The sequence below is a fragment of the Qipengyuania sp. GPGPB31 genome, from assembly GCF_038396345.1.
Classification (GTDB): Bacteria; Pseudomonadota; Alphaproteobacteria; order Sphingomonadales; family Sphingomonadaceae; genus Qipengyuania; species Qipengyuania citrea.
The window spans coordinates 1,924,462-1,947,982 of record NZ_CP149572.1 but is presented as its reverse complement, the minus strand read 5'-3'; the positions used below and the strand labels follow the sequence as shown (position 1 = coordinate 1,947,982).

Genomic DNA, 23,521 nt, shown 5'->3' with positions numbered 1-23,521 from the left:
CTACTGATTCAAGCTGTGACGGTGAATTGCCCCATCATGCCGGCGTCTTCGTGCTCGAGGATGTGGCAGTGATACATGTAAGGCAAATCCGGGTCGGTGTAGTCCTCGAACCGCAAAAGGAGCCGCACGGTCTCGCCCGGATAGACGACAACCGTGTCCTTTAGTCCCTGTTCCGCCGCATCAGGTGCCCGGCCGTTCCGGTCGAGGATACGGAACTGCACATCGTGAATGTGGAACGGATGCGCCATCATCGAGGCATTCTCGACTTGCCAGATTTCGGTGGTATCGACCCGCACTGTCTCGTCGATACGCTGCATGTCCATCGATTTGCCGTTGATTGTAAAACCGCCTCCGCGCATCATGCGCATTCCCATGCCCATATCGAGAACGAAATGGCGCGTCCGGACCGCGTCGCCTGGATCGATCTGAGGCAAGGTAGCGAGCTGGCGCGGCAATGCGATCGACCGCCTGCGGCTTGCGGCCGGCCGGATGTCCAGCACGGTAAAGCGACGCCTTTCATCCATCATGCCGCCCATCATCCCATCGCGACGCTCCCGTTCGCCCATCATACCGCCACGGCCGCCTCGGTCGCCCATCATCCAATTGTCCGTCGGCCGGTCGGAATCGCGCATGGGCCCGGGCCCTCTCATTCCCCGGCCCCTATTTCCCATGCCCATGATTTCGAGCCCGTCCGCAAGCAGCGAAACCGGCCTTCCATCGCTGACATCGACGATTACCTGCGCGCGTTCGCCGGGAGCGAGAACAACATTGTCGGTTGGCAGCGGCGCGGCGAGCAAACCGCCGTCGGTTCCGATCTGATGGAAGCTGCGGCCATCGTCGAACCCGAAACGGTAAAAGCGTGCGTTCGAGCCATTGACTAGTCGCAGCCTCAAACGATCGGACTTTGCCTCGAAGACGGGCTCGACGACGCCGTTGACCAGCATCGTGTCACCCATCATTCCCATCATGATATTATGCATGCGTGTGGAATAAACGAGGCTTCCATCGCGCGCGAAAGCGCGATCCTGTACGACCAGCGGTATATCATCGATGCCATAGTCGTTTGGAAGGTCGAGCGCCTCGCTCGCGCTGTCGCGGACGTAGATCATTCCGGCCAGACCCTGATAGACCTGTGGCCCCGAGCGGCGGTGCGCATGCGAATGATACCAGAACATCGCTGCGCGCTGTCGGACATCGAAACGCGCGGTCCAGCTCCCTCCTGGCTCGATCGGCTGATGCGGTCCGCCATCGGCTCGCGCCGGAAGATGAAAACCGTGCCAGTGGACGGTCGCCGTTTCGGACAGATCGCTCGTGACATTCATCCGCACCGTATCGCCGGCGTGCATCTCAAGTGTGGGGCCTAGATAGGGTTGGTTGATGCCGATGGTCGGCGTTTCGATCCCTTCAAAAAAATGTGAGACGCCGTGGCGCAGATTGAGATCGAAAACCCTCTCGCCGCCTTCTCGTTCCCCTGAATAAAGAGGAGGAACGAGAAGTTGCGAGCGCGCGGTTACCGAAGCAAGCGCCGCATTCCGGTCTGTCAACAGGTCGCGCCGGGCATACGCGGCTATTCCCAGTGCACCTGCGCCAAGCACTGCACCGCCAAGAATAGAACGTCTGTCGATCATAATGCTTCCCTTGCCCGGAGCGTCGTCAACCGGTTTCGGCCTGCGGTGTTCCGGATTGCATGCCTTTCATTCTGTTGCGCCAATAACCCAGCGCGATGAGCGCGAGCGTGAGAATTTGCGCCGCCACTGGCTCAAGTGCCGGTGCGATGCCCAGAATCGGTATGCGGGGCAGATTCGGAAGCGGAGTGATGCCCAACAATCCGGCTTCCTGGAGCCCCGAAATACCCTTCCCGGCCAAGACGACGGCAAGAATGCCGATCAGAACCGAACTATACGCGAAGAATGTTCCAATTGGCAGTCGGCGACTGTAGCGCAGCATCGCCCACGCAATCAGCGCTAGCAAGACGATTGCGGCGGCAGCGCCAGCAAGAATCGCGTCGGTATGGCCCTGACTCCAGAGCGCTGCGAAGAACAGGATCGTCTCGAAGACCTCCCGGTAAACCACGAGGAAGGCCAGCCCGAACAGAAACCATGCGGACCTGCGCGAGAGAGCGTGCTGCATGGTTTTCCGGATATAGCGTTGCCATTCGCCGGCCTGCGACTTGCCGTGCATCCATATGCCGACCGACAGCAGGACGAGAGCGGCAAAAAGCGATCCGAACCCCTCCACCAGCTCGCGGCCCGCACCACTCACTCCGATCAGGTAGGTCGCTGCCACCCACGTCAGGGCTCCGGCCCCAAGAGCGGAGAGCCATCCGCCATGGACGAAGGGCAGAACTTCCGTTCTCTCGGCCTTGCGCAGGAACGCGATCATCGCGATCACGATCAGCAATGCCTCTAGCCCTTCGCGCAACAGGATCGCAAAGGCTCCCAAAAATGCCGACGCTTCGCTGGCATTGGCCGGGGCGAGCACCGTCTCGGCCCGGTAGAAAAGAACGTCGAGCGCATTCACCTTCTCGGCGACGGCGGCCACCGGATCACCGCGGCTGATTGCCGCTCGAAGCTCGGCCATGCCGATTTCGACAGATGCGAGGAGATCGGCATCGCGCGTGCTTAAAACGGCCTCCAGCGGTTCGAAGCCATCGAGATAGGCCGAGAGTGCAAGTTCGCGCGCCTCGGTTTTATTACCCGCTTCGTAAGCGGCAAGACTTTGCTGCAATCGTTCGCGCGCCAGAGCGAGTGAGCCGGTCGTATCGCTCGCCACGGCTTCAGGATGAGCCCTCAAATAGGCCATGACGGCATCGGCCCGCTCGGTTCCGATCGCCTCGCCGAGGGCTGCCGGTGTGAGACCGGATAGAGCAGCGAGATCGGGAATGCGTGCCCGGATCGCCGGTTCGTCATTCCAGATACGTCTTCCCCGCTCTACCTCCGGAAATGCAATCGACCCAGAATAATAAGCAAGGCTCCAACGATCTTCCGCCGGGAGATCGGAAAAGCCCGGCATGGCGGTTCCCTCGAGACCTTGTCCAATGACCTGATAGAGCGCGAAAGCGCTCCGCTCGCGGGCTCGGGCGACGTCGTCAAAAGCGATTGGTGGGGGATCGAGTCCCTCTGCGGCGGGGCCGGCGCCGTCTCCGCTTACCCCATGACAGCTTGCGCAGCTCTGGGCGTACAGCGCGGCGCCTCGCGCAAGGTCGGGTACCGCGTCCGGGGCCAGCGGAACGGGAAAGGCCGCGATCAGCTCGCTTGCCAACCTGCGCGCGTCTCGTGCGACGACAGCAGGCTCCACTTTCGCCGAGATTGCCTCGGCAAGCGCCTCTGCATCCGCAACCAGCTGTGCACGTTGCGCATTTGCGGGTAGGGCCGCCATGCGTTCGACTACAGAAGCAGAAAATTCCTGCATTTCGGCATATTCCAGCTCGTTGGTGACTTTACCGTCTTCGACCGCTTCTATGTAATCCACCGCGATGTAGTCGAGAAGGCGCCAACTCGTTTGGACTTCGTCGTGCGTGTCTGCGGAAGCGGGCATTGCGACTGCCATCGCCAGAATAGCGATTAGCTGGCCGACAAAGGCGCGTAGCGTCATTTGGAGACGACCCTTTCGAGAGCTGAAGCATGTTGCGCGCGAAGTTCCTCGGTTGCGCGCCGGACGATGAGGTAAGCCGAATGCAGAAATATCAGCGCGATGATCGCCGCGACCAAAAGATCCGGCCAGGCTTGCCCGGTCCAGGCGACCAGCGCTGCAGCGATGATCACTCCGACATTGGCGATCGCGTCATTGCGGCTGAACAGCCAGATCGCGGACACGTGTGCGTCGCCTTCGCGAAACCGCATCAGCACAAGCGCCGCCGCAATGTTCACCACCAGTGCTGCAGCCGCGATACCGCCCATCAAACCGGCTTCCGGCGCGACCGCGTTCAGTGAGCGCCAGACTGCCAGACCGATTACTCCAAGGCCCAGTGCGCCCAGAAACAGGCCCTGTGTCAGCGCGACCCGGGCGCGCGTGCGGGCACTCCACGCAAGAGCGAGGATGCCGATGAGCGTGATCGATCCATCGCCGATGAAGTCGAGGGCGTCGGCCTTGAGCGCTTGGCTGTCCGCCAGAAACCCGCCGAAGACCTCGAAAACGCCAAAGCCCAGATTGAGCAATACGACGATCCAAAGGGCGCGGCGATAGGCCGGGTCTGCACCTGCTCTTTGCGTATCGCCTGTGCAACCGCAATCCGATGTTTCGTTTTCCAACATAAGCCAGTAGGTAACACCTCTAGCAACTGTAGGAGCAAGCCAAAATTGCGAATGGTTCGCGGTTTCGGAGCTGGAGGAGTGAGTTCATGCTTATCGGAGGTCTTTCGAAGGCGACGGGCACCAAGGTCAATACGATAAGGTTTTATGAGGATATCGGACTGATGCCCGAAGCCGCGCGTACGGCAGCGGGGCAGCGAACCTACAAAGAGCAGGACGTCGAGCGCCTTTCCTTTATTCGGCATGCTCGAAAATTGGGGTTTTCGATCGATGAAACACGCTCGCTTTTAAGCGTGAAGGCGAGACCGGATCAGAGCTGTGACGAGGCGGGTGACATCGCTTTGCGGCACCTTCGAGCCGTGGACGAGCGCATCAGTCGGCTACAAGCGCTTCGTTCCGAACTGAGAAGTGTGGTCGCGGCCTGCACGGGCGGCGAGGTTTCCGAATGCAAAATCATCGAAACGCTTTCTCGAAACCCAGCCGCCTCTTCCGCGGGTCGCTGACGCGAAAGCTATAATGGGACTATGGACACCGAACCCAGACAGCAAAAAAAGTGCTTGCACCTCCAGTCGCTGGAAGCGTTATCATCGTGATAATCCAGATTCTGATGTCGTGATCTAGGATTGGATGGCTGATTATGACGGAACTTGGGTAATTTGAATATTAATCAGCTTTCGCCTTATAAGAACGCTGCATTCATTCCATGGAATTTGGTCGAAAAAGAAACTACTCGAACAATATTCATTGTCCGGACGCTTCGTGACAATATCACATTACAGCAACCGAGAAGATTTTTGTTTCAACTTTCGTTTCACCTTGTTAGGGGCCACAGGATGTTCGATCTGAACGCCTTGATTCCCGTCAGGATTGTCGCCGCCCTTTTGGCGGTCGCAGCGCTGATGGCGTCTCCGGCGGTCGAAGCAGCGCAATGTGCGGACGAGCTGTCAGAAATAGCCTATTCGGTCCAGATGTTCGACATTGATGCGGACGAGAGCCCGCAAAACGAAAGCCCGGAGCAGCAGGAATGCGCCCACGGGCATTGCCATCACGTCGCCGCAGCACTGAAATCGAAGCTTTTAAACGACATGCCCGACCGGCTTAACATCACGGTTGGGTCGCATATGGCCGAAGAATTATTCGGCGATGCGAGCAATTTACCCAAACGCCCTCCTCGCGCCTGACGACCGTCACTGCGCTGCTTGACGCAGCGCATTTCGATTTGTCAGCAGAGAGAGTTTTGAAAAATGCCAGCCATCAAATGGCGAGGGGCCCTGATAGCAGGGCTAACCCTCGCCGCAATTGTCACGCCTGTGGCAGCGCAGGAGCGGGAGCTTCTGACGCTCGACGAGGCGTTGGGCCGGACAGGCGTGGTTGCCGAACCCGCTAACACCGAGTTAAACCCGCGCATCGTCGGCCCTCGAGCGGAAGCCGAGGCGGCGCAGGCTCTTGTCGGACAGGCGCGGTTGCGGCCCAACCCTGAAATATCGCTCGAGGTCGAGAACATCGCCGGGAGTGGGGCCTTCTCCGGGCTAAGCGCCACCGAATATACGCTTGCTGTCGGACAGCGGCTCGAACTTGGAGGTAAACGCGGCACACGCGTCGAGGCTGCCCGGGCGCAGGCACAGCTGGCGGATCTGCGGGCTGACCTTGCGGGGGCCGAACTCGGATTTCTTGTCCGTGAACGCTACGTAGCAGCGGCTGCAGCAGCCTCGCGCGTCGAACTGGCCCTCGATGTGGTTGAGCGAAACGAAGAGCTCGCCCGCATTGCCGGTCTCCTCGTAGAAGTCGGGCGCGAGCCCCCGCTCCGTGCTCTTCGGGCCGAAGCGGCCTTGGCGGAAGCGCAAGCCGAACTTCAGGCCGCCGAAGCGACAAGTCTTGCAGCCCGAACGGCCCTCGCCTCGCTATGGGGCGATCAGGGGGCGCCGCCGCTTGTTCCGAGCAGGTTCCCCGGGATCGAACCGCCCGGTGCTGTAATGGCGACAGCAAGCGGTCTGCAATTGCGAGTGGCGCGTGCGGAAAGCACCGCCGCCGCCGCCGAGATCGATCGTGAGCGCAGCCTGCGCATTCCCGATCCCGTCGTTTCCGCCGGTGTTCGACGCTTCGAGGAAAGCAATGACAGTGCCTTTCTTCTCGGTGTCTCGATCCCGCTTCCCTTCTTGAATCGTAATCAGGGCAATATCGCTGCAGCCGAAGCAAGGCTGCGCGCCGCCAATGCTCGCGAGGCTGTAGCGTTGGCCGATTTCGAGCAAGCCGTGACGCGCGCACGATCGCAATATCTTGCTGCCGAAGCGCGCGTCGAGACGCTTTCCACGACATCACTCCCCCAGGCCGAGGAGGCTCTTCGGCTCGTCCGCATCGGTTATCGCAATGGCCGTTTTCCGTTGATCGAAGTGTTGAGCGCAGCCGAAGCGCGCGATGCCATTCGCGAGGCGTTGATTGCTGCGCAAGAAGACCGGGGACAAGCTGCCGCCGAACTGATCAGGCTGGCCGCACAATGAGGAATACCAAAATGAACCGCAAAAGACTGGCGATCATCGCCGGAATTGTCATACTTGTTTCGGCCTTGATGCTGATGTTCTGGCCTGACAGCCAGGTCGACACCCACGCGGACGAAGAGGTCGCAGAGACAGAACTGCCCGAGGGGCTCGTGCTAATCGAGCAAGAGCAGATCCGCACCGCCGAGATCGAGGTCGCAGCGGTGCAAACGGGTGCCGCTGTCGAACTCGTATTTCCTGCAACGGTTGCGGCAAGTCCGACCGCCAGCGCACGCATCGATGCACGGGCTTCCGGTGTCGTGCGCAGCGTTGGCAAGACGCTTGGCGATTATGTCCGGCAGGGCGAGACCGTCGCTCGGATCGAAAGCGCCGATGCGGCTGCACTCGCTTCCCAGCTTAGTGCCGCCCGCGCCCGCGTAACCGAGCTTTCGGCGGCCTATGAACGGGAGCGCCGGCTATTCGAAGCCAACGTGACCGCACGCCAGGATCTCGAAGCGGCGCGCGCCAATCTTGACGTTGCCCGTTCCGAACTGAACCGGTCGCAGGCGGCCGTCGCCGCGGCAGGCGTGAGCGGCGATGGACGCTCGCTCGCTGTCACCAGTCCGCTTTCGGGCCGTGTGACCGCCGCTCCAATCGTGCTCGGCTCGTTCGTCGACGCCGGGGAGGAGCTTTACAGCGTGGTCAATCCCAGCGGCTTGCAGATCGAGGTTGCGCTGCCTTCCGAAGATGCTTCACGCATCCAGCCTGGCGACGAGGCTGCGTTGATCCTCGGCGATGGAAGGGAGATCGGCGCTCGCGTCCGGTCGGTAACGCCTTCGCTCGATGCCGAGAGCCGTAGCGCGACAGCGGTTCTTACCTTGACGCGCGCCGTTCCCGGTCTGCAGCCCGGATCGTTCCTTCAGGCGCGTATTCGCCCCTCGGGCGAATTGGACCAGAGCCGTATCGCGGTACCCGAAGATGCTGTGCAGGTGCTCGAAGGACGCGATGTTGTCTTCGTGCGGACACGACGCGGATTTCAGGCTCGGGAGGTCGAGATCGGCAGCCGGTCTGCCGGAATGGTGACGATCCTCTCCGGGCTCGAGCCCGGTCAGCGGATCGCGACTGCCAATGCCTTCCTGTTGAAGTCCGAGCTCGAAAAGGAGGGCGCAGAACATGGCCATTGATCGAACCACGGCATCTTCTCCCATGTCTTCGGACGAAGGTAGCCACCGTCACGGCCCGATCGGAGTCATCCTCGATGTCGCCGTTCGTTTCCGCTGGGCGATCATCGTCCTGACCGTGTTCGCAGCGATCTACGGAGCGTTCAATCTGGTGCGCCTGCCGATCGACGCGGTTCCCGACATCACCAACACGCAGGTCCAGATCAACACCAGCGCTGCTGCGCTCTCACCTTCGCAGGTCGAGACGCAGGTGACCTTTCCGATCGAGACCGGCCTCGCCGGAATCGAAGGTCTGGAGATGACACGATCGATTTCGCGCAACGGCTTCAGCCAGGTCACCGCGATCTTCGAGGAAGGCACCGATCTATACTTCGCCCGCCAGCAGGTAAACGAGCGGCTCGCACCGATTGGAGCCTCGCTGCCAGAGGGGGCGGAGCCCACCATGGGTCCGATTTCCACCGGCCTTGGCGAAGTGCTGATGTATACGATCGAATATGAGCACCCTGGTGGCAAGGGTGCGACCACTGGTGGCCGCACAGGCTGGCAGTCCGACGGCAGCTTCATCACCGAACGTGGTGACCGCCTCGAAAGCGAAGTGGCGAAGGCGGCCTATCTGCGCACTGTGCAGGATTGGGTCGTCGCACCGCTGATGCGCTCTATCGACGGCGTGGCCGGCGTGGATTCGATCGGTGGGTTCGAAAAGCAGTTTCTGGTTCAGCCCGATCCCGCGCGCTTGACCGGCTATGGCCTGTCGTTCGATTCTGTTGATCGATGCGCTCGAGGCCGCCAACCTCGCGGCCGGTGCCAACTTCGTCGATCGTGCCGATGAAGCGCTGCTCGTCCGCGTCGATGCGAGGCTGGGCAGCATTGCCGACATAGAAGAAGCCGTCATTGCGACCCGCGAGGACGTGCCCATCCGCATCGGCGATGTGGCCGATGTGGAGATCGGCGGCGACCTGCGAACCGGTGCTGCTTCACTGAACGGTGAAGAGGCGGTGGTGGGAACCGTGCTGATGCGCGCTGGCGAGAATAGCCGCACCGTCGCAGCCGGTGCTGCCGAACGGCTCGACGAGGTCCGTGCATCGCTTCCGGACGGAGTTGTCGCTGAGATTGTCTACAATCGTTCCTCACTAGTCGATGCGACGATCTCCACCGTCGAAAAGAACCTGCTCGAAGGCGCATTGCTCGTGATCGCCGTCCTGTTCCTCTTGCTCGGCAATATCCGCGCCGCCATAATCACCGCGCTGGTCATTCCCGTATCGATGCTCATGGCAGCGGTCGGCATGAACCGGCTCGGTGTCTCGGGCAATCTGATGAGCCTGGGCGCGCTCGACTTTGGCCTGATCGTCGATGGTGCGGTCATCATTGTCGAGAACAGCGTCGCCCGGCTTGCAGCCCGACAGCACCGCGAGGGCCGCTTGCTCACTCTGGGCGAGCGACTGACCGAAACGCGTCTCGCAGCGCAAGAAATGATCAAACCGACCGTCTACGGTCAGGCGATTATCTTCCTCGTCTTCGCGCCGCTGCTCACCTTTACCGGGGTCGAGGGCAAGACCTTCTCGCCCATGGCGATCACAATGATGCTCGCGCTGGCTTCGGCCTTTGTGCTGTCGCTGACCTTCGTCCCGGCGATGATCGCGGTGCTGCTCAACAAGAAGCTTACCGAAAAGGAGGTGAAGCCCATTCGCTGGACCAAAGAGCGCTACGGTCCCGCCGTGCGCAAGGCCATTGCGCGGCCCTGGCCGATGATTGGTGCCGGGGTTGGTCTCTTCACAGTAGCGGTATTCGTATTCGGCTTTCTGGGCAGCGAGTTTACGCCGCAGCTCGATGAACGCGACATCGCGGTGCAATCCTTGCGCATCCCCTCGACATCGCTCGAACGCTCGCTGGCGATGCAGCGGCGGGTCGAAGACCGGCTCGAAGAGTTTCCCCAAGTGGATCTAGTGTTCTCGCGGACCGGCACGGCGGAAGTCGCCAGCGATCCAATGCCGCCAAATGCTTCGGACGCCTATGTTATCCTGAAGCCTCGCGATGAATGGCCCGATCCCGATTTGCCGAAAGATGAGCTTGTTGGTGAAATGGAAAGCGCGCTCGGAGGCCTCATCGGCAATCTCTACGAATTCAGCCAACCAATTGAATTGCGCTTTAACGAGCTGATCGCAGGCGTGCGCGGCGATGTCGCCGTCAAGCTCTACGGCGATGACCTCACTGCCTTGACTGAATCGGCGGGCCAGGTCGCGAGCGTGCTCCGAGGTGTCGAAGGCGCCGCGGACGTGAAGGTGCAGCAGGTGACCGGCTTTCCGACGATGGATATCGCCTTCGACCGCCCGACCATCGCGCGCTATGGTCTGACCGTCGAAGACGTGGCCCAGTCGGTCGCCATCGCACTTGGTGGACGTCCGGCAGGGCTCGTGTTCGAAGGCGATCGCCGGTTCGATGTCGTCGTGCGTCTCGAAGATGCGACGCGCGACGATTTCGACCAGCTCGGCGCGCTCCCGATCGTGCTTGAAAACGGGGTCACCGTTCCTTTGCGGACATTGGCCGATTTTCAGGTCGTCGATGGCCTTGCCGAGGTTCGGCGAGAGCAGGGCCGAAGGCTTGTGATCGTCTCGGCCAACGTACGCGAGCGCGATCTCGGCTCCTTTGTTGAGGAAGCGCAGGAAAGGGTTTCGACCGGCGTCGATATGCCGCCGGCCTCCTTCATCGAATGGGGCGGACAGTATCAGAACCTGCAGGAAGCGCAGGCGCGGCTCACCATCGTCGTCCCGATTGCCTTCGCTCTGGTTCTCCTCTTGCTGTTCATGGCTTTGGGTGGATGGGTTCCAGCGCTTGCCGTGTTCAGTGCCATTCCCATGGCCTTGGCTGGCGGGGTGTTCGCTCTGGCGCTGCGAGGCTTGCCATTCTCGGTGTCGGCAGCGGTCGGCTTTATCGCGCTTTCCGGCGTGGCGGTGCTCAACGGTCTCGTCATGATGACCGCGATCCGGCAGCGACTCGACAGCGGGATGTCACTGGATGAGGCGATTGCCGATGGCGCGCTGGCGCGACTGCGACCGGTGCTCATGACCGCGTTGGTGGCGTCGCTGGGTTTTGTGCCGATGGCGATTGCCACAGGAACAGGTGCTGAGGTGCAACGTCCCTTGGCTACGGTGGTTATCGGCGGGCTGATCACAGCCACTGCGCTCACGCTGTTCGTTTTGCCAGCGATCGCTCGCCTGGTACTCGATGATGGCAAGGAGAAGCGAAGCTGGCGCCAAAGATGGTGGGACCGCCTGCGTCGCAACGTCACGCCTGAGGAACGTAAAGAACTTCGGGATGTTACTTGAAGGGGAGGGCTAATTGAAGTTAGCTAGGTCAATTTGTCTGCCTCAGATCGCTTCGGGACTGACAAGTCTCGAAGCGATCCGGTATCGGACTCAATTGCGGGCGCGCGGAGCCTCGGCAGAACGCCCGGCTGCGATACGGGCACGGCGTGGGTGTTTTTCGCCGATGGCTTCTATGCAGAGGTGCAACCTTCGGACGGTGATCTGTCCGCTGTCGGCATCTGGCGCGATGAGGGTGAGGCCATCGCATATACCATGACCATAAGCCCTTCGAACGGCATGCGCGGCCAATGCAAGTGCGCCATCTTACGATCGAAGATTGTAGCCCGGGACGGCCCTTCACCTGCACCTATCGAGGTTTCGAGCGCATCTTTTACCGCTGTCCAGAGGACGCGCCAAAGCCGCTCGACGGTCGCGCGGAACATTCAAGAGGAGAAATCGCCATGCTCACCGCAATCGAAGATAACGGTCTGTTGCTCATCAGGGCGGACGGAACGCTTTCCGATAGCGACTATGACCGCTTCGTTCCGTTTTTCGAGCGCGTCGCGGCGCGAGTTCCTGGGACGGTTCCGATGCTTATCGAACTTGCTCCCGACTTTTCTGGCTGGGATATGGGCGGTCTCTGGCGCGACCTGAAATTCGATGCGAAGCACAAGGACAGCTTCGGCCGGATCGCGATGGTCGGCGATAGTAGTTGGGAAGAGTGGGGCACCAAGCTTTTCGATCCGCTATTCCGCGCGGAGATGAGGTTTTTCACACCTGTCGAGCGGGTTGCCGCCGAAAGCTGGGCGAGAGACGGAAGGAATGCGTCATGAGCGGCGAAGGCGAACTCAACCTCGATTCGGCCGAAAAGCGCCGCACTCTCTGGATCGTTTTCTGGCTCAATGTGGCGATTGCGATAGGGTTTTTCATCACCGGGGTAATCGGCGATTCCAACGCGCTGATTGCCAATGGGCTCGACAATTCGTCGGACGCGATTGTCTATGCATTGAGCCTGCTTGCGCTCACCCGCTCCCGGGTCTGGAAGCGCGGAGCCGCGCGTTTTTCCGGGGTCATGCTGCTTGTGTTCGCAGGCGGTGTGATTCTCGATGCCATCCGGCGCTTCATGGAGGGTTCGGATCCGATCGGCGGCGTCATGATGGTGATGGCGCTGGTTGCCGGTGCGGTGAACCTCTGGTGCCTTTACCTGCTGAAACGTTTGCAGAATAAGGATGTCAATTTACGTGCAGCCACCACGTTCAGTTTGAATGATTTCGTTTCGAACGGCGGGATTATCATAGCGGGTATCGTAGTGTTTTTCACCGGATCGAATTGGCCCGATCTCGTCGTCGGGATCGGTGTGGCCTGCATAGCGATCTACGGCGGCATCGAGATCCTGCGCGATGCGCATATGGACATCCATGAGGAAGAGGGCACAGAGCACGAGGGCTGGCGCAAGTGATCGCGGTCTGGGCAGCGGTTCTCCTCGCCGCCGTCTGGGCCGCTCATTGGGGCGCGGAACGCCTGTCCGCACCGCTCAAGAAATTACGCAAGCAATGGGGGTTCTCCGTCGCGGCGGGGGGCTCCTTTTTAGGTCTAGCCGCCGCTTCGCCAGAGATGGGCATCAATGTGACGAGCGCTGCTCGTGATGTGTCCGATATCGGCCTTGGCGCCATGCTGGGTTCGACCGTTCTGGTGATTCCGGTGATCGTGACGACCGCTTATCTGGCGACCCGTAAAGGGGCCCTTGAAGGTGCTGACAAGGAGCACAAGAAGCATCGTCGTGATCATTACGTCGCGGTCGATAAGGGGGCTCTTACCGTCCAGGCGCTGCCTTACCTGGCGATCCTCGCGGTCTTCGCTCTACTGACGCTTCCCGCCCCTTGGCGCGGGTTGCAGCCGATCGATGGATGGCTGCTGCTGATCGCGTATCTCGCCTATCTCCTTCAGGCTCTCGTTCGGGGCCGAGAGAAGGGAGAGGAGGTAGAGTGGAGTCTAAAGGAGAAATGGATGGCCATAGCGGGCGTCGGCGCCCTGGCGGTCGGGGCCTACTTCACCGTATTCTCGACCGAAAGGATCGTGAGCGCACTCGGCATCCCGAATATCGTCGGCGGTCTTTTCATCACTGCCGCCGTCGCATCGCTGCCCGAGGTGTTCACGACCTGGAGCGTCGCGCGCTCCGGTCAGGTGACCTCCGCCAGCACAAGCGTGATCGGCGACCATGTCGTGACCATGACGCTCGCCTTCATCCCGCTCACCATCATCGGAACGCCGATCGAGAATTTTCAACTCTTCTGGGTCAGTCTCGCGTTCGTCGTGCTGATGGCCGCGCTATACGCTCTCTTTCTTTCGTTGGGAGACGAAGAGAAAAGAGGCTTTGGTCGATGGCACATCTTCGCGTTCTGGGCAGCCAATGCGGCTTTTATTGCCGTAATATTCCTGTGGGTGAAGCCTTTGCAAGTCTCCGGAGGAGCCGGATGAGCAATGACAACCGAGATCAGGGTGAACGGAGCGGCCATAGCCACCGCGAAGAGGATCATGACGATCAGCCCTTGCTTATGAGGACATCTCCCCGAAAAGATTTTGATGGAGATTTGCCTGTCGCGCGGAAGAAAGTCGCAGACGAACTTCCGGCGGTACGGGGTTTGAAAAGCTAATGAGCCTTTTCGACACTATCTTTGAGACACAAAGCCGATCGCATGTTTTGCTTCTTGCGATATTCGCAAGCACCGGCTTGGTCGTAGGGACGTTGTGGGTCGAACGGGTGGGGGCGGGATTGCGCCGGTCCGATCTGTTGTATCCTGGTGCTGCGGGCGTTCTGTTTGCGACCGTTGCGCTGGCGATCACGCCGTTCGTACAATCGACAGTCGATCGCTGGGCCATCCCTGTGCTCTTTTTGCTCGGCGGAATAGCCTATGTTCTTCTGTGCAGGGCAGCCGGTTATCTCAAGCATCGTTTCGCGGATGGCAAAAGAAAACAGCATGATCGTGACGAGGATTTGTCCAACATGGCTGTATCGTCCATTTTTTCAATCGTCGATCTGATCGGCTATGGTTTGGTGCTTGGTATTACAGCAGCCGCTTCCGTGACTTTAGCAATAGTCACCGCGGCAGGGTTAGCCATGGCGAATATCTTGGTTAGTCGCCAGATTGGCTCCAGGCTCATAGCCGCCAACTCAAGCCGAATGGACCGCATCGCGCTACAGGTCGGTCTCGCTCTGGCCTTCATCGGTTCTGCGCTGTTGGCATTCTGGATGGTACACAGCGTCGATAGTTTCGGCTTGCCTTGGCTCCTCACGGTTTTTGCAGGGTTGCTTCTGGCTGCGGCGGTAAGAGCTTTGCTTCTTCATCAAGCGGCACACACAACGAGGCACTTCAAATCGCTTCTTGCTTTTCTCGTCGGGTTCGCCCTTCTCGCACTCATTTTTGCCGGGCTCGCCGAATTATCCGACGTGGTGAATATTTCGAACTCGGGTTTGGAGCATCCCGTAGAGTCGGCGGCAGCCACATTTAGCAAATGAACCACTAACAACGGGACACGAATAATGGGGCATTCCCACGGTCACGCCGGACATAATCACGGCGAAGAGAACCTGAGCGATCGCCAGCTAATCTTCGCAGTAGCGATCAATGTCCTGCTTACGGTAGCGCAGATCATCGGCGGGATCGTGTCGGGCTCGCTCGCGCTGATCGCTGATGCCTTGCACAATTTCAGCGATGCGGCCGCGCTTGGCCTGGCCTGGTTCGCGCGCAAGATCGGGCGGCGTCCCGCCGATAAACTGATGACCTTTGGCTATGCGCAGGGCGAAGTCGTCGCCGCGCTCATCAACCTCACGACCTTGCTCATCATCGGCTTCTACCTGCTGGTCGAGGCAATCAACCGGTTCGCCGATCCGCAGCCGGTCGAGGGCTGGACCGTCATTGGCGTGGCGGGCATAGCGCTGGTCATCGATCTGGTGACTGCCTTCATCGTCTATCGCGGTTCGCATGACAGCATCAACATGAAGGCGGCCTTTCTGCACAACGTCTCCGATGCTCTCGCGTCGGTCGGTGTGATCGTCGCTGGCGCGCTGATCCTGCTATACGATCTCTACATCGCGGATCTGATCATCACCCTGATCATCGCCGGTTATGTCATCTGGCAGGGGGTGACCCTGATGCCGAGGACCGTACGGCTCTTGATGGGCGCGGTTCCCGACGAGCTGGAGTTTGATCGGATCGTTTCGGCACTCGAAAATTTGGATGGGATCGACGGAGTACATCATGTTCATGTCTGGTCGATCGGCGAGCATCACCGGGCGCTGGAAACGCATGTAACCCCTGAAGGCGCTTCACTTGAGCAATTCGAGAAAGTGAAGGGCCGGGCTAGGTCCATGTTGAAAGAAGAGTTTCAGATTGAGCATGCGACATTCGAAGCGTGCTTTGAAACGGACTGCGAAGCTGATCTCGTTCCCGGGCATCAAACCGCACATCCGCATGAAGTTGGCGGACCCCATCAGCACTAATCCGTATGCTCGTTCCGATGGCTGCGGCAGATCTTGGAAATTTGCTGGAAAAGTCGAAACCCGATTTGCCAAAGTTCAGCTGCAAGGTCCGGGTGTGTATAAGTGCATGAAAAACAAAACTAAGTCAGACCGGCGATAATGTGCGGCCATGCCATGGGCCTGGCAATGATCACGCTCGAGGGACCGACGCCACGCGTGGTGGCAAATGCAATGTGGCGGGCCGAATAAAAAGAGAGATCGCCGACCGTCAGACTTGTTCTTCCAAATTCAGGTGAGGCGCCTTCATTCTCGCTAGATAGTAGCCGCAAGATCCCGCGTCCGGCATCTCAAGACTATGCGCATTAGCGCCACCGCCAAACTTCCTTGAGCCTTTTTGCTCTTGCGAGGCAATCGCAAGAAGGTTAGGGCCCCGATTTCTACACTCGGAGAACAGGAAGTTTTTATGTATCGTACTGCCGTCTCGTCCCTCGCAATCGCTCTGTCCGCACCGGCCGTGGCACAAGAGGCTACCGGGCCTGATAACGGAGAGGTGCGCGCCGAACAGATTGCAGACGAGCGCCGGGAGAATCCGGTGGAATCGATCATTGTGGTCGGCGGCCGGATCGATCCCTATCGTATCGCGGGATCGGCCGATATTATCGATAGCGAGGATCTGCGCCGGTTCGATCACGGGGATGTAAATCGCGTCCTGCGCCAAATCCCCGGCGTCAATACGCAGGAGGAAGACGGGTTCGGCTTGTTCCCGAATATTGGTCTGCGCGGCAGTCCGGTCGAACGTTCGAGCAACATCACGCTCATGGAAGACGGCGTGCTGATCGCGCCTGCTCCCTATGCCGCGCCGGCAGCGTATTATTTCCCGGCCATCGGACGCATGCAGGCGGTCGAGGTCACAAAAGGCGCTGCAGCCATTCGCTATGGGCCCCGTACGATTGGCGGGGCGGTCAATCTTCGGTCGACCGACATTCCGACCGACGGGCTGTCTGGCTTCGCCTCCGGGCAATACGGGTCGCGCGACTATTATCAGGGACAGGCCTGGGTCGGTGGAGACACGGACTACGTCGGCGCGTTGCTCGAAACCTACCAGCAGGGAAGCGACGGCTTCAAGACGATCGACGGGCGTTCCGACGCCGACACCGGCTTCGAGCGACAGGATTACCGTGGACGCCTGGCTGTTCACACAGCACCGGACGCGCCTGTCGAGGCACGACTGGAATTCGTCTATGGCCGATCGGACCTTGAAGCCAACGAGACGTACCTTGGACTGGCCGATACCGATTTCGCGGCGGAGCCCTATCGTCGCTATGCGGCAAGCCAGCGCGACGCTTTTTCCGGTGAGCACGATCAATATCGCGTTACCGGCAGCTTGGCATTTTCTGACGGAACGAGGATCACAGCTACGCTGTACCGGAACGACTTTGCCCGCAGCTGGTCCAAGCTCCAGGATATCGACTTCGACGGCGATGGCAGCTTCGATTCAATTAGCTCGGTTTTCGTTAATCCAGAGGACAATGCCGGGGCGCTTAGCATCTTGCGCGGGGCGGATAGCTTCGAGGGCGCGGTTCGCATACGGAACAACAACCGCGTCTATCGCAGCGAAGGCGCTCAGATTTCGCTTGAGCGCCCCTTCGAGATGGGCGGCGCGAGGCACAACCTTGCCGTATCTGTCCGCTACCACGAGGATGAGGAAGACAGGCTGCAAAACGAGGAATTCTACTCACAGATCGGGGGTGATCTCGTCTTCGAACGGCAGACCGATCTTGGTCAGCAAGCCAACCGGGAAGCGAAAGCAAAGGCGATCGCGTTCTATATCGAGGACCGGATCGAGATCGGTGCCCTGACACTGACTCCCGGCTTGAGGTATGAAGGGATTGACCTGACCCGGCTCGACTATGCCGGGTCGGACCCGGATCGCTCAAATGGGCCGACACGTGTCCGTCAGACCAATATCGATCAGTGGTTGCCAGGTCTTGGCGCCACCTACGAGTTGGGTGATGCCATATTGCTGGCAGGTGTGTCGCGCGGTTTCTCACCTCCCGGTCCAGGCAATCCTGATGCACGGGCCGAGGAAAGCTGGAACTACGAAGCCGGGGTCCGCTATCGGAGCGACAAGGTCCAGGTCTCCGCGATCGGCTTCTACAACGACTACTCGAACCTTCTGGGCAACTGCACTCAATCCGTGGGCTGCAGCGTCGGTGATATTGGCGATCAGTTCAATGGCGGCGCGGTTACGGTCAAAGGGCTGGAACTGTCGGCGGCGGTTGAACCTCGCCTTTCCAATTCGGTCTCGTTCCCGCTCTCGCTTGCCTACACGTTCACGGATGCAGAATTCGACAGCAGCTTCGACAGCGAATTTTTTGGCGACGTAAACGAAGGCGATGACCTGCCGTACATCGCGCGCCATCAGCTCTATGTCGAAGCGGGGGTAAACATGGGACGTGCGGCGGCTACCGTTGGCGCCAACTACGTTTCCGAGTTGCGCGACAATCCAGGAAGCGGAGCCGTTGCTGAAAACGAGAGGATCGATGATCGCATCGTCTTCGATATTGCGGGAAGTTACGCGCTGACTGACAAATTCTCCCTGTTTGCGCGCGTCGACAATGTTCTCGACAATCAATACGCCGTGAGCAGGCGCCCGTTCGGTCTGCGACCAGGGGTTCCGCGGCGCATTGTGGGTGGTGCTCGGGTCAGTTTTTAAACTCCGCGTGAGGCTTTTGGCGTTGATGTTCGCGCCCCCTTCATTTTGCGTGCTTGGAGGCGAGAACTGAGATGAAAGCTGACCCTAGATCGAATGCCAGACGGGATTGGGCAGGGCGGAACTCCCCACCAAGACTGTTGCGGACGCCTGGGGGTGAGCTCGTCCGCGAATCCTGGTTCTCGAACGACAATCGTATCCCTGAAAAGTCGACCGGTGTTTTCAGTATCAGGGATTCGTCGCGATCTTTCAGGCCACGCGTGGCGCGAAAAGGATGACTGTGGCACCGCCGAGGCAGATCAATGCTCCTAGCAGATCCCAGCGATCCGGCTGTGTATCTTCGACGAGCCAGAGCCAGCCAAGCGACGCGGTGATATAGACGCCGCCATAGGCGGCGAAGGCTCGCCCTGCAGCATCCGCCTCAATGCGAGCAAGGAGATAGGCGAACAACACGAGCGCCAATACTCCGGGAAGGAGCCACCAGGCGCTCCTGTCCATTCTGAACCAGGCCCAGAACGCAAAGCACCCCGCAATCTCGGCGAGCGCGGCAAGGGGATAGATCCATATCGCGTTCACGCTTCAGTCCCCTCGGCGAGCGCTTCAATGACCAGACAGGTGCCGACCGTTCCTTGCTCGCAGTTTTCCAGCATCCGGCGCAGTTCCCTTCGGAGAGCCTCCAGATCGGCAATCTTGCGGTTGACTTCGCCCAGGTGCGCTCGTGCCAGCGTGTCGACCGCATGGCAGGCCCGCGACCGGTCGTCGGCCAGTTCGAGAAGTTCGCGAATGCGCGTCATGGAAAACCCCAGGTCGCGCGCGCGCGGCGAATGAAATTCAGTCTCCGGGCGTGCTCGGGACCGTAGTCGCGATAGTTGGCCTGTGTGCGGGGCGGGGACGCGAGAACGCCCTCGCGTTCATAGTAACGGATGGTTTCCGCTTTTACGCCCGCCGCGCGGGCGAGTTCACCGATCCGCATAGGCTTCCCTCGATCGCTTGACCTTGTAGCGACTACAAGGTGTATAAATCGATTCGACACAAGGAGTCGAGCGAATGGGAAAAAATTGCTGCGGTCCTGTCGAGGACGTCGAGGCGAATAATGATCCGCTGTGGCGCCGTATCCTGTGGATCGCTCTCATTCTCAATGCGGTTATGTTCAGCGTCGAAATCGTGGCGGGCCTTGCTGCTGATTCGCGTGCATTGCAGGCTGACGCACTCGATTTTCTGGGCGATGCGGCAAATTACGCCATAAGTCTCTGCGTTGCCGGAATGGCGCTTGCGTGGCGCGCTTGCGCAGCCATTGCCAAAGCAGCGACCATGCTGGCGTTCGGGCTATGGGTGCTTGGCTCCGCGATCTGGGGTTTCTTTGTCGGTGCCTCGCCGGACGCCGGGACCATGGGCATTATCGGAACCGTCGCGCTTGCGGTGAATCTCGCAGTTGCCGCGATGTTGTTCCGGTTTCGCACGGGTGATGCCAACATGCGCTCGGTGTGGATTTGCTCGCGCAACGACGCGATCGGCAATGTAGCGGTTCTGGGCGCGGCGCTGGGTGTCTTCGGAACCGGGCGCGCGTGGCCCGACCTGGTCGTGGCCGCCATTATGGCCAGCCTAGCAATTTGGGGCAGTATTGAGGTATTCGGTCAAGCGCGCGGTGAGTTGCGCTCTGCTTGAGAAGGGACTCCGACAGGCAGTTACGTGATAGCACGACCTCTGCTGGCTTACGCTAACTTCCTTTCAAAGCCCATTGAAGGCCAACCGCTTTCAATTATTGCAGGTGACCGCATGAGTACTGGTCCATCAAAACCATCCTTGCGGTGGACTCCGGAGACGGTGATGTTTTCGGCGGCCGGGTAACGATTGTCTCTCCTGATGGTGACAGTCTTGATGCAATTCGTCGCGCTGCTCATCCCGGCGACCGCTGCTCATTAGGAATCACTTTCGCTCGCTTCGACTAGGCTGACCCAAGTCCCATTTTTCGTGAGAGCCAAAGGGTCGCGGTCGGGACAAGAACCCACATGATTATGGGAACGAGTCCGATCTTTGTCCCAGGGACTAGCGGCATAGTGGGACTGTAGGTCCAGCCCCAGGCAGCCCCAACGGCCAATATTTCGACCACGGATGTTATCGCGAGACCGATGGCGAGATAGATAAGGAAGCGGGATATTGGCCAGTCGACAAGCCAAGGTGTTCGGCGGTTTCCCAACGAGGCGCCCAGATAGGCCGCCACCATGATACCCGCGTCACCGAACGATGCCAGACCACATCGGTATGCGGCTTCAACAGGACCAAGCCCGTCAGTGCTGTAGAACGGGAGCTGGAACATTTCCCAGGCGAAGGCAATCAGTCCGCCGAAAATGGCGATCCACAGGGCGGGATGCGCGCCCCGCCACACTGCTTCGGGCCTACCCGTATTAATAGGCTCCAAAGCTCACCATCCTATTGCATTGGCTCCGCCATCGCCATGCCGATCCGCTAAACAACGAACCGGTCCCAGCTTCCGTAATGTTCGTCGCTCCGATGCCCTCTTGGCAGGCTCAGTACAATCAGAAGCGCTCCGAGCATCGTACCGACAACGTTGCCAACAGTACTGGCGCCTCCGTCCATAAGCCACGGAGCCACGATGAGCCAGGCACCGAACGCGACGTTGAGAAAGCGCAATGGCCTTGCGACCTCCGCCATGGCAATTACCGAGACCGTGATGACCAGCGCGCCGACCAGATGGTCGCTGTCAGCAAGAGGCGGTACATTCCCAAGAACGAGCCTGGAGAACATCAGGAAAGCACCGATCAGCACACTGATGGCCAATGTCCATGGGACCGTGACCCCGCGCGCCGCCGAACCGCCGATCGCCGCGAGCGGAGCATCGAAACCGGGATGTGAGTCCTTGCTGCCGCCTGGCAGCGCGTCGCCGCGGAAGAACGAGCGCCAGAACGGTCGCCCGCGCCGCGTGTTGAGAACCAGGAACTGGCCCATCGCGACCAGCTCGTCGAGCGAATAGGGGATCATGATCAGCATCGCGGCCGCCGCCATGAGGCAGATCGTGCAATAGGTGCCGATCATGATCGGCTGGATGATGATGAAGTAGATGCTGATCACGCCGAGGGGCACGACGACGATGCCGAACAGTGTCACCATCCAGGGCATGGTCCGCCAGCGGGCCCTGCCGCCCATGACGCCCATCAGGATCTCGAACATGTAGCTCATCGCACCGATGCCGCCATCGGCCACCGGCCAGGCCTTGGAGACATCGGAGGTAATGATGTATTCGGTCCCGTTGAGCGCGCTTGGCGAAGCGAAGAACGGCTCCCACACGCCGTCGATATGGCCGAGCTGATATGCCGTGAGGATACGTGAAAGAAAGAAACCGACGGCGCCGAGAATAATGATCGGCATGCGCTGGACATAGGTCGAGGGCGAATAGGTCCAACCCGGCGGCACGTCGCTGTCGTCCATCATGCCTTCCGGAGCCATGCCCGGCATCATGGGCACCAGGATGGTGAAAGCGATCACCAGTGCGCCGATGAAAGTGTCGTTGGCATAGACGGCAGCATCGGGCGTCCAGAACAGCAACGGGGCGCCGAGCAGCCAGATGCCGATACAGGTGTTCGCCCATTGCGCCCAGCCTCCGCGCGGCGAAAGGGAAATGGCCGCGAAGATCATGATCAGCACGCCGCTCACCAAATCGTTCCAGGCTGTCAGCCAGCTTCGTAGCGCGGGATCCCAGAGATCGCGATCCTCGGTTATGCGCGTGACTGCAGCGGTAAATTCGCTCTGGTCGAAGGTCCCGAAGACAAACGGTGTGGTCGCGAGCCATAGGCCGAGCAACATCGTAAACCAATGAACCCAGAGCATGTTGAAATGCATCTTGCGCATGTGACCGGCGTGGTCCGCCAGAGCATCTTCGCTTAGCGGGGCAGGCTCTGCCTCATCGGCTTCATCGAAATTGCTGCCGGCCACCCGCGCGGCATTGAGCTTGTTCTCAGCGTACCAGGCCGAAGGATCGGCTTTCAGACCTTCGACGATCCGCGGGAGGGCGGTCCTCAGCCTGTGCTGCGGCGTCCAGTCCAGCCTTTCCCGCGCATTGCTGAGATCGAGTTCGTAGTGGTCGTCCGAAATGTCCACCATCCACGGCCGGATGAAAGTCTCTTCGCCAAGCACTTCGTTTTCGACCCAGGCGCCGGTCTTGGCGAGGCCCTTCGGCACCGTGCGCGTCGTCCAGTCCTCATCGTGGATCAGGCGTCCAAGCGACTTTTGCAGTTCGCCATAGGACATCACGTCATCTTCGCCGAGAAGAACCGGCCATTCACTGGGAAGCTCGCTCCGCCGGTCGACGATTCGCTCGATCCCGTCGAGCAAATCCTCAAGGTGCAAATATGGCTGTCCGGTGTCGAGGTCACCGGGATAGACGCGGGCGCTCGGCCGCTTCTCGTAAATTCGCGCGACCTGCTGTGCCAGAAACGCCGAATGGCCTTCATCGTCGTATACGCCCGCAGGCCGCACGAAGACCGCATCGATGTCGCCGCGCTTCTCGCGGATCAACTGCTCGGTGCGGACCTTCGATTCTGCGGTAGGGCAGATCCGTGTCCAGCGGCGAGGTCTCGTCGATCAGCCCGCCGCCCTTGATGGGGGCATGGGCCAGCATCGTGCTCACGAACACGAACTGGTCGATTTCGAAATCCTGAAGTGCGTCGAGCAATCGACCGGTTCCCTTGACCGTCACCGCGTCATATTTGGGGTTCGGTTCACCGGTAAGATCGAAATAGGCAGCAAGGTGGACGAAGGAGGCGATCCTTTTGCCATAGGCGGTTCGAACGCGTTCGAAGGCGGCATCGATGCTCGCCTGGTCGGTGACATCGACACAGACGCATTCGGCCTCTGCCGGGGGATGGGGAGCGGCGTCGCGGTCGAATCCGATCACGCGGTATCTCGCTGCAAGCTTCTTTACGATGGCTGAGCCGATATAGCCGCTCGAGCCAGTAACGATCACGACAGGTTTATCGGAGTTGTCAGTCAAGATATGATCCTTGCTTCGACTTTGAACGACCTCACGACCCTTGAGCGGTGCCTAAAAACCTCAATCTAACAGAGTTTCCAACCCGAAAGCGTGCGGGAAAACGCAGTCCTTCT

At 59.9% G+C, this 23,521-nt stretch carries 19 protein-coding genes and 1 pseudogene; 12 read left to right on the top strand and 8 right to left on the bottom strand.

Annotated features, from left to right (window positions below; all coding sequences use genetic code 11):
* Nucleotides 1–8 precede the first annotated feature (8 nt).
* Genes WKH79_RS09795 through WKH79_RS09785 form a run of 3 tightly spaced genes read right to left on the bottom strand, consistent with a single transcriptional unit; the run spans nt 9 to nt 4,253 of the window.
* Complete coding sequence (locus WKH79_RS09795; protein WP_050600449.1) at nt 9–1,628, bottom strand: multicopper oxidase domain-containing protein; 1,620 nt, start codon at nt 1,626–1,628, stop codon at nt 9–11.
* A 25-nt stretch (nt 1,629–1,653) separates the two neighbouring features.
* On the bottom strand, nt 1,654–3,594 hold the full coding sequence (locus WKH79_RS09790; protein ID WP_050600448.1) for a cytochrome c/FTR1 family iron permease: 1,941 nt from the start codon (nt 3,592–3,594) through the stop codon (nt 1,654–1,656).
* The gene (locus WKH79_RS09785; RefSeq protein WP_050600447.1) at nt 3,591–4,253 is read right to left on the bottom strand and encodes a cation transporter; all 663 of its coding nucleotides are present in this window, start codon (nt 4,251–4,253) and stop codon (nt 3,591–3,593) included. Before WKH79_RS09785 ends, WKH79_RS09790 begins: the two co-directional genes overlap by 4 nt.
* Nucleotides 4,254–4,339: 86 nt before the next feature.
* Here WKH79_RS09785 and WKH79_RS09780 point away from each other — a divergent pair, with 86 nt between their 5' ends.
* The 11 genes and pseudogenes from WKH79_RS09780 (at nt 4,340) to WKH79_RS09730 (ending at nt 18,403) form a co-directional block, all read left to right on the top strand.
* Nucleotides 4,340–4,753 (top strand): helix-turn-helix domain-containing protein, encoded by a 414-nt coding sequence (locus WKH79_RS09780; protein WP_050600446.1) that lies wholly within the window; start codon nt 4,340–4,342, stop codon nt 4,751–4,753.
* 330 nt (nt 4,754–5,083) lie between these two features.
* Complete coding sequence (locus WKH79_RS09775; RefSeq protein WP_050600445.1) at nt 5,084–5,431, top strand: hypothetical protein; 348 nt, start codon at nt 5,084–5,086, stop codon at nt 5,429–5,431.
* Nucleotides 5,432–5,560: 129 nt separating this feature from the next.
* The gene (locus tag WKH79_RS09770) at nt 5,561–6,748 is read left to right on the top strand and encodes a TolC family protein (protein ID WP_269420624.1); all 1,188 of its coding nucleotides are present in this window, start codon (nt 5,561–5,563) and stop codon (nt 6,746–6,748) included.
* Nucleotides 6,749–6,759: 11 nt separating this feature from the next.
* On the top strand, nt 6,760–7,908 hold the full coding sequence (locus WKH79_RS09765) for an efflux RND transporter periplasmic adaptor subunit (protein ID WP_050600443.1): 1,149 nt from the start codon (nt 6,760–6,762) through the stop codon (nt 7,906–7,908).
* Between the two features lie 22 nt (nt 7,909–7,930).
* Nucleotides 7,931–11,228: pseudogene (locus WKH79_RS09760) on the top strand (CusA/CzcA family heavy metal efflux RND transporter).
* Nucleotides 11,229–11,668: 440 nt separating this feature from the next.
* Complete coding sequence (locus WKH79_RS09755; RefSeq protein ID WP_050600441.1) at nt 11,669–12,040, top strand: STAS/SEC14 domain-containing protein; 372 nt, start codon at nt 11,669–11,671, stop codon at nt 12,038–12,040.
* On the top strand, nt 12,037–12,666 hold the full coding sequence (locus WKH79_RS09750) for a cation diffusion facilitator family transporter (protein ID WP_050600440.1): 630 nt from the start codon (nt 12,037–12,039) through the stop codon (nt 12,664–12,666). The genes WKH79_RS09755 and WKH79_RS09750 overlap by 4 nt, the downstream gene beginning before the upstream one ends.
* Complete coding sequence (locus tag WKH79_RS09745; RefSeq protein ID WP_050600439.1) at nt 12,663–13,685, top strand: sodium:calcium exchanger; 1,023 nt, start codon at nt 12,663–12,665, stop codon at nt 13,683–13,685. The genes WKH79_RS09750 and WKH79_RS09745 overlap by 4 nt, the downstream gene beginning before the upstream one ends.
* A 175-nt stretch (nt 13,686–13,860) precedes the next feature.
* Nucleotides 13,861–14,724, top strand: coding sequence for a hypothetical protein (locus WKH79_RS09740; RefSeq protein ID WP_341858743.1), 864 nt, complete (start codon nt 13,861–13,863; stop codon nt 14,722–14,724).
* 24 nt (nt 14,725–14,748) lie between these two features.
* Complete coding sequence (locus WKH79_RS09735) at nt 14,749–15,708, top strand: cation diffusion facilitator family transporter (RefSeq protein WP_063512547.1); 960 nt, start codon at nt 14,749–14,751, stop codon at nt 15,706–15,708.
* A gap of 442 nt (nt 15,709–16,150) precedes the next feature.
* Entirely contained in the window at nt 16,151–18,403 is a 2,253-nt protein-coding gene (locus tag WKH79_RS09730) for a TonB-dependent receptor (protein ID WP_341858742.1), read from the top strand.
* Between the two features lie 246 nt (nt 18,404–18,649).
* Here the strand turns inward: WKH79_RS09730 and WKH79_RS09725 are convergent, their stop codons facing one another.
* The 3 genes from WKH79_RS09725 to WKH79_RS09715 are packed head-to-tail and all read right to left on the bottom strand — an operon-like array spanning nt 18,650 to nt 19,373.
* The gene (locus tag WKH79_RS09725) at nt 18,650–18,976 is read right to left on the bottom strand and encodes a YnfA family protein (protein WP_050600435.1); all 327 of its coding nucleotides are present in this window, start codon (nt 18,974–18,976) and stop codon (nt 18,650–18,652) included.
* A complete protein-coding gene (locus tag WKH79_RS09720; protein WP_341858741.1) occupies nt 18,973–19,194 on the bottom strand; it encodes a MerR family DNA-binding protein in 222 nt (73 codons plus the stop codon). Before WKH79_RS09720 ends, WKH79_RS09725 begins: the two co-directional genes overlap by 4 nt.
* Nucleotides 19,191–19,373 (bottom strand): MerR family transcriptional regulator, encoded by a 183-nt coding sequence (locus WKH79_RS09715; RefSeq protein WP_341858740.1) that lies wholly within the window; start codon nt 19,371–19,373, stop codon nt 19,191–19,193. Before WKH79_RS09715 ends, WKH79_RS09720 begins: the two co-directional genes overlap by 4 nt.
* A 74-nt stretch (nt 19,374–19,447) precedes the next feature.
* Between WKH79_RS09715 and WKH79_RS09710 the strand changes: the two genes are divergently transcribed.
* Nucleotides 19,448–20,065 (top strand): cation transporter, encoded by a 618-nt coding sequence (locus WKH79_RS09710; RefSeq protein ID WP_050600433.1) that lies wholly within the window; start codon nt 19,448–19,450, stop codon nt 20,063–20,065.
* Nucleotides 20,066–20,866: 801 nt separating this feature from the next.
* Here the strand turns inward: WKH79_RS09710 and WKH79_RS09705 are convergent.
* Together WKH79_RS09705 and WKH79_RS09700 are read right to left on the bottom strand one after the other, a co-directional pair.
* Nucleotides 20,867–22,933: a vitamin K epoxide reductase family protein gene (locus WKH79_RS09705; protein WP_341858739.1), complete on the bottom strand. Its 2,067-nt coding sequence runs from the start codon at nt 22,931–22,933 to the stop codon at nt 20,867–20,869.
* Complete coding sequence (locus WKH79_RS09700) at nt 22,866–23,408, bottom strand: NAD(P)-dependent oxidoreductase (protein ID WP_341858738.1); 543 nt, start codon at nt 23,406–23,408, stop codon at nt 22,866–22,868. The genes WKH79_RS09705 and WKH79_RS09700 overlap by 68 nt, the downstream gene beginning before the upstream one ends.
* Nucleotides 23,409–23,521 lie beyond the last annotated feature (113 nt).

What these genes read in the sequence shown, in the direction of transcription:
- WKH79_RS09795 (WP_050600449.1), bottom strand. Translation starts at nt 1,628, where the DNA reads ATGATCGACAGACGTTCTATTCTTGGCGGTGCAGTGCTTGGCGCAGGT.
- WKH79_RS09790 (WP_050600448.1), bottom strand. Translation starts at nt 3,594, where the DNA reads ATGACGCTACGCGCCTTTGTCGGCCAGCTAATCGCTATTCTGGCGATG.
- WKH79_RS09785 (WP_050600447.1), bottom strand. Translation starts at nt 4,253, where the DNA reads ATGTTGGAAAACGAAACATCGGATTGCGGTTGCACAGGCGATACGCAA.
- WKH79_RS09780 (WP_050600446.1), top strand. Translation starts at nt 4,340, where the DNA reads ATGCTTATCGGAGGTCTTTCGAAGGCGACGGGCACCAAGGTCAATACG.
- WKH79_RS09775 (WP_050600445.1), top strand. Translation starts at nt 5,084, where the DNA reads ATGTTCGATCTGAACGCCTTGATTCCCGTCAGGATTGTCGCCGCCCTT.
- WKH79_RS09765 (WP_050600443.1), top strand. Translation starts at nt 6,760, where the DNA reads ATGAACCGCAAAAGACTGGCGATCATCGCCGGAATTGTCATACTTGTT.
- WKH79_RS09755 (WP_050600441.1), top strand. Translation starts at nt 11,669, where the DNA reads ATGCTCACCGCAATCGAAGATAACGGTCTGTTGCTCATCAGGGCGGAC.
- WKH79_RS09750 (WP_050600440.1), top strand. Translation starts at nt 12,037, where the DNA reads ATGAGCGGCGAAGGCGAACTCAACCTCGATTCGGCCGAAAAGCGCCGC.
- WKH79_RS09740 (WP_341858743.1), top strand. Translation starts at nt 13,861, where the DNA reads ATGAGCCTTTTCGACACTATCTTTGAGACACAAAGCCGATCGCATGTT.
- WKH79_RS09735 (WP_063512547.1), top strand. Translation starts at nt 14,749, where the DNA reads ATGGGGCATTCCCACGGTCACGCCGGACATAATCACGGCGAAGAGAAC.
- WKH79_RS09730 (WP_341858742.1), top strand. Translation starts at nt 16,151, where the DNA reads ATGTATCGTACTGCCGTCTCGTCCCTCGCAATCGCTCTGTCCGCACCG.
- WKH79_RS09720 (WP_341858741.1), bottom strand. Translation starts at nt 19,194, where the DNA reads ATGACGCGCATTCGCGAACTTCTCGAACTGGCCGACGACCGGTCGCGG.
- WKH79_RS09715 (WP_341858740.1), bottom strand. Translation starts at nt 19,373, where the DNA reads ATGCGGATCGGTGAACTCGCCCGCGCGGCGGGCGTAAAAGCGGAAACC.
- WKH79_RS09710 (WP_050600433.1), top strand. Translation starts at nt 19,448, where the DNA reads ATGGGAAAAAATTGCTGCGGTCCTGTCGAGGACGTCGAGGCGAATAAT.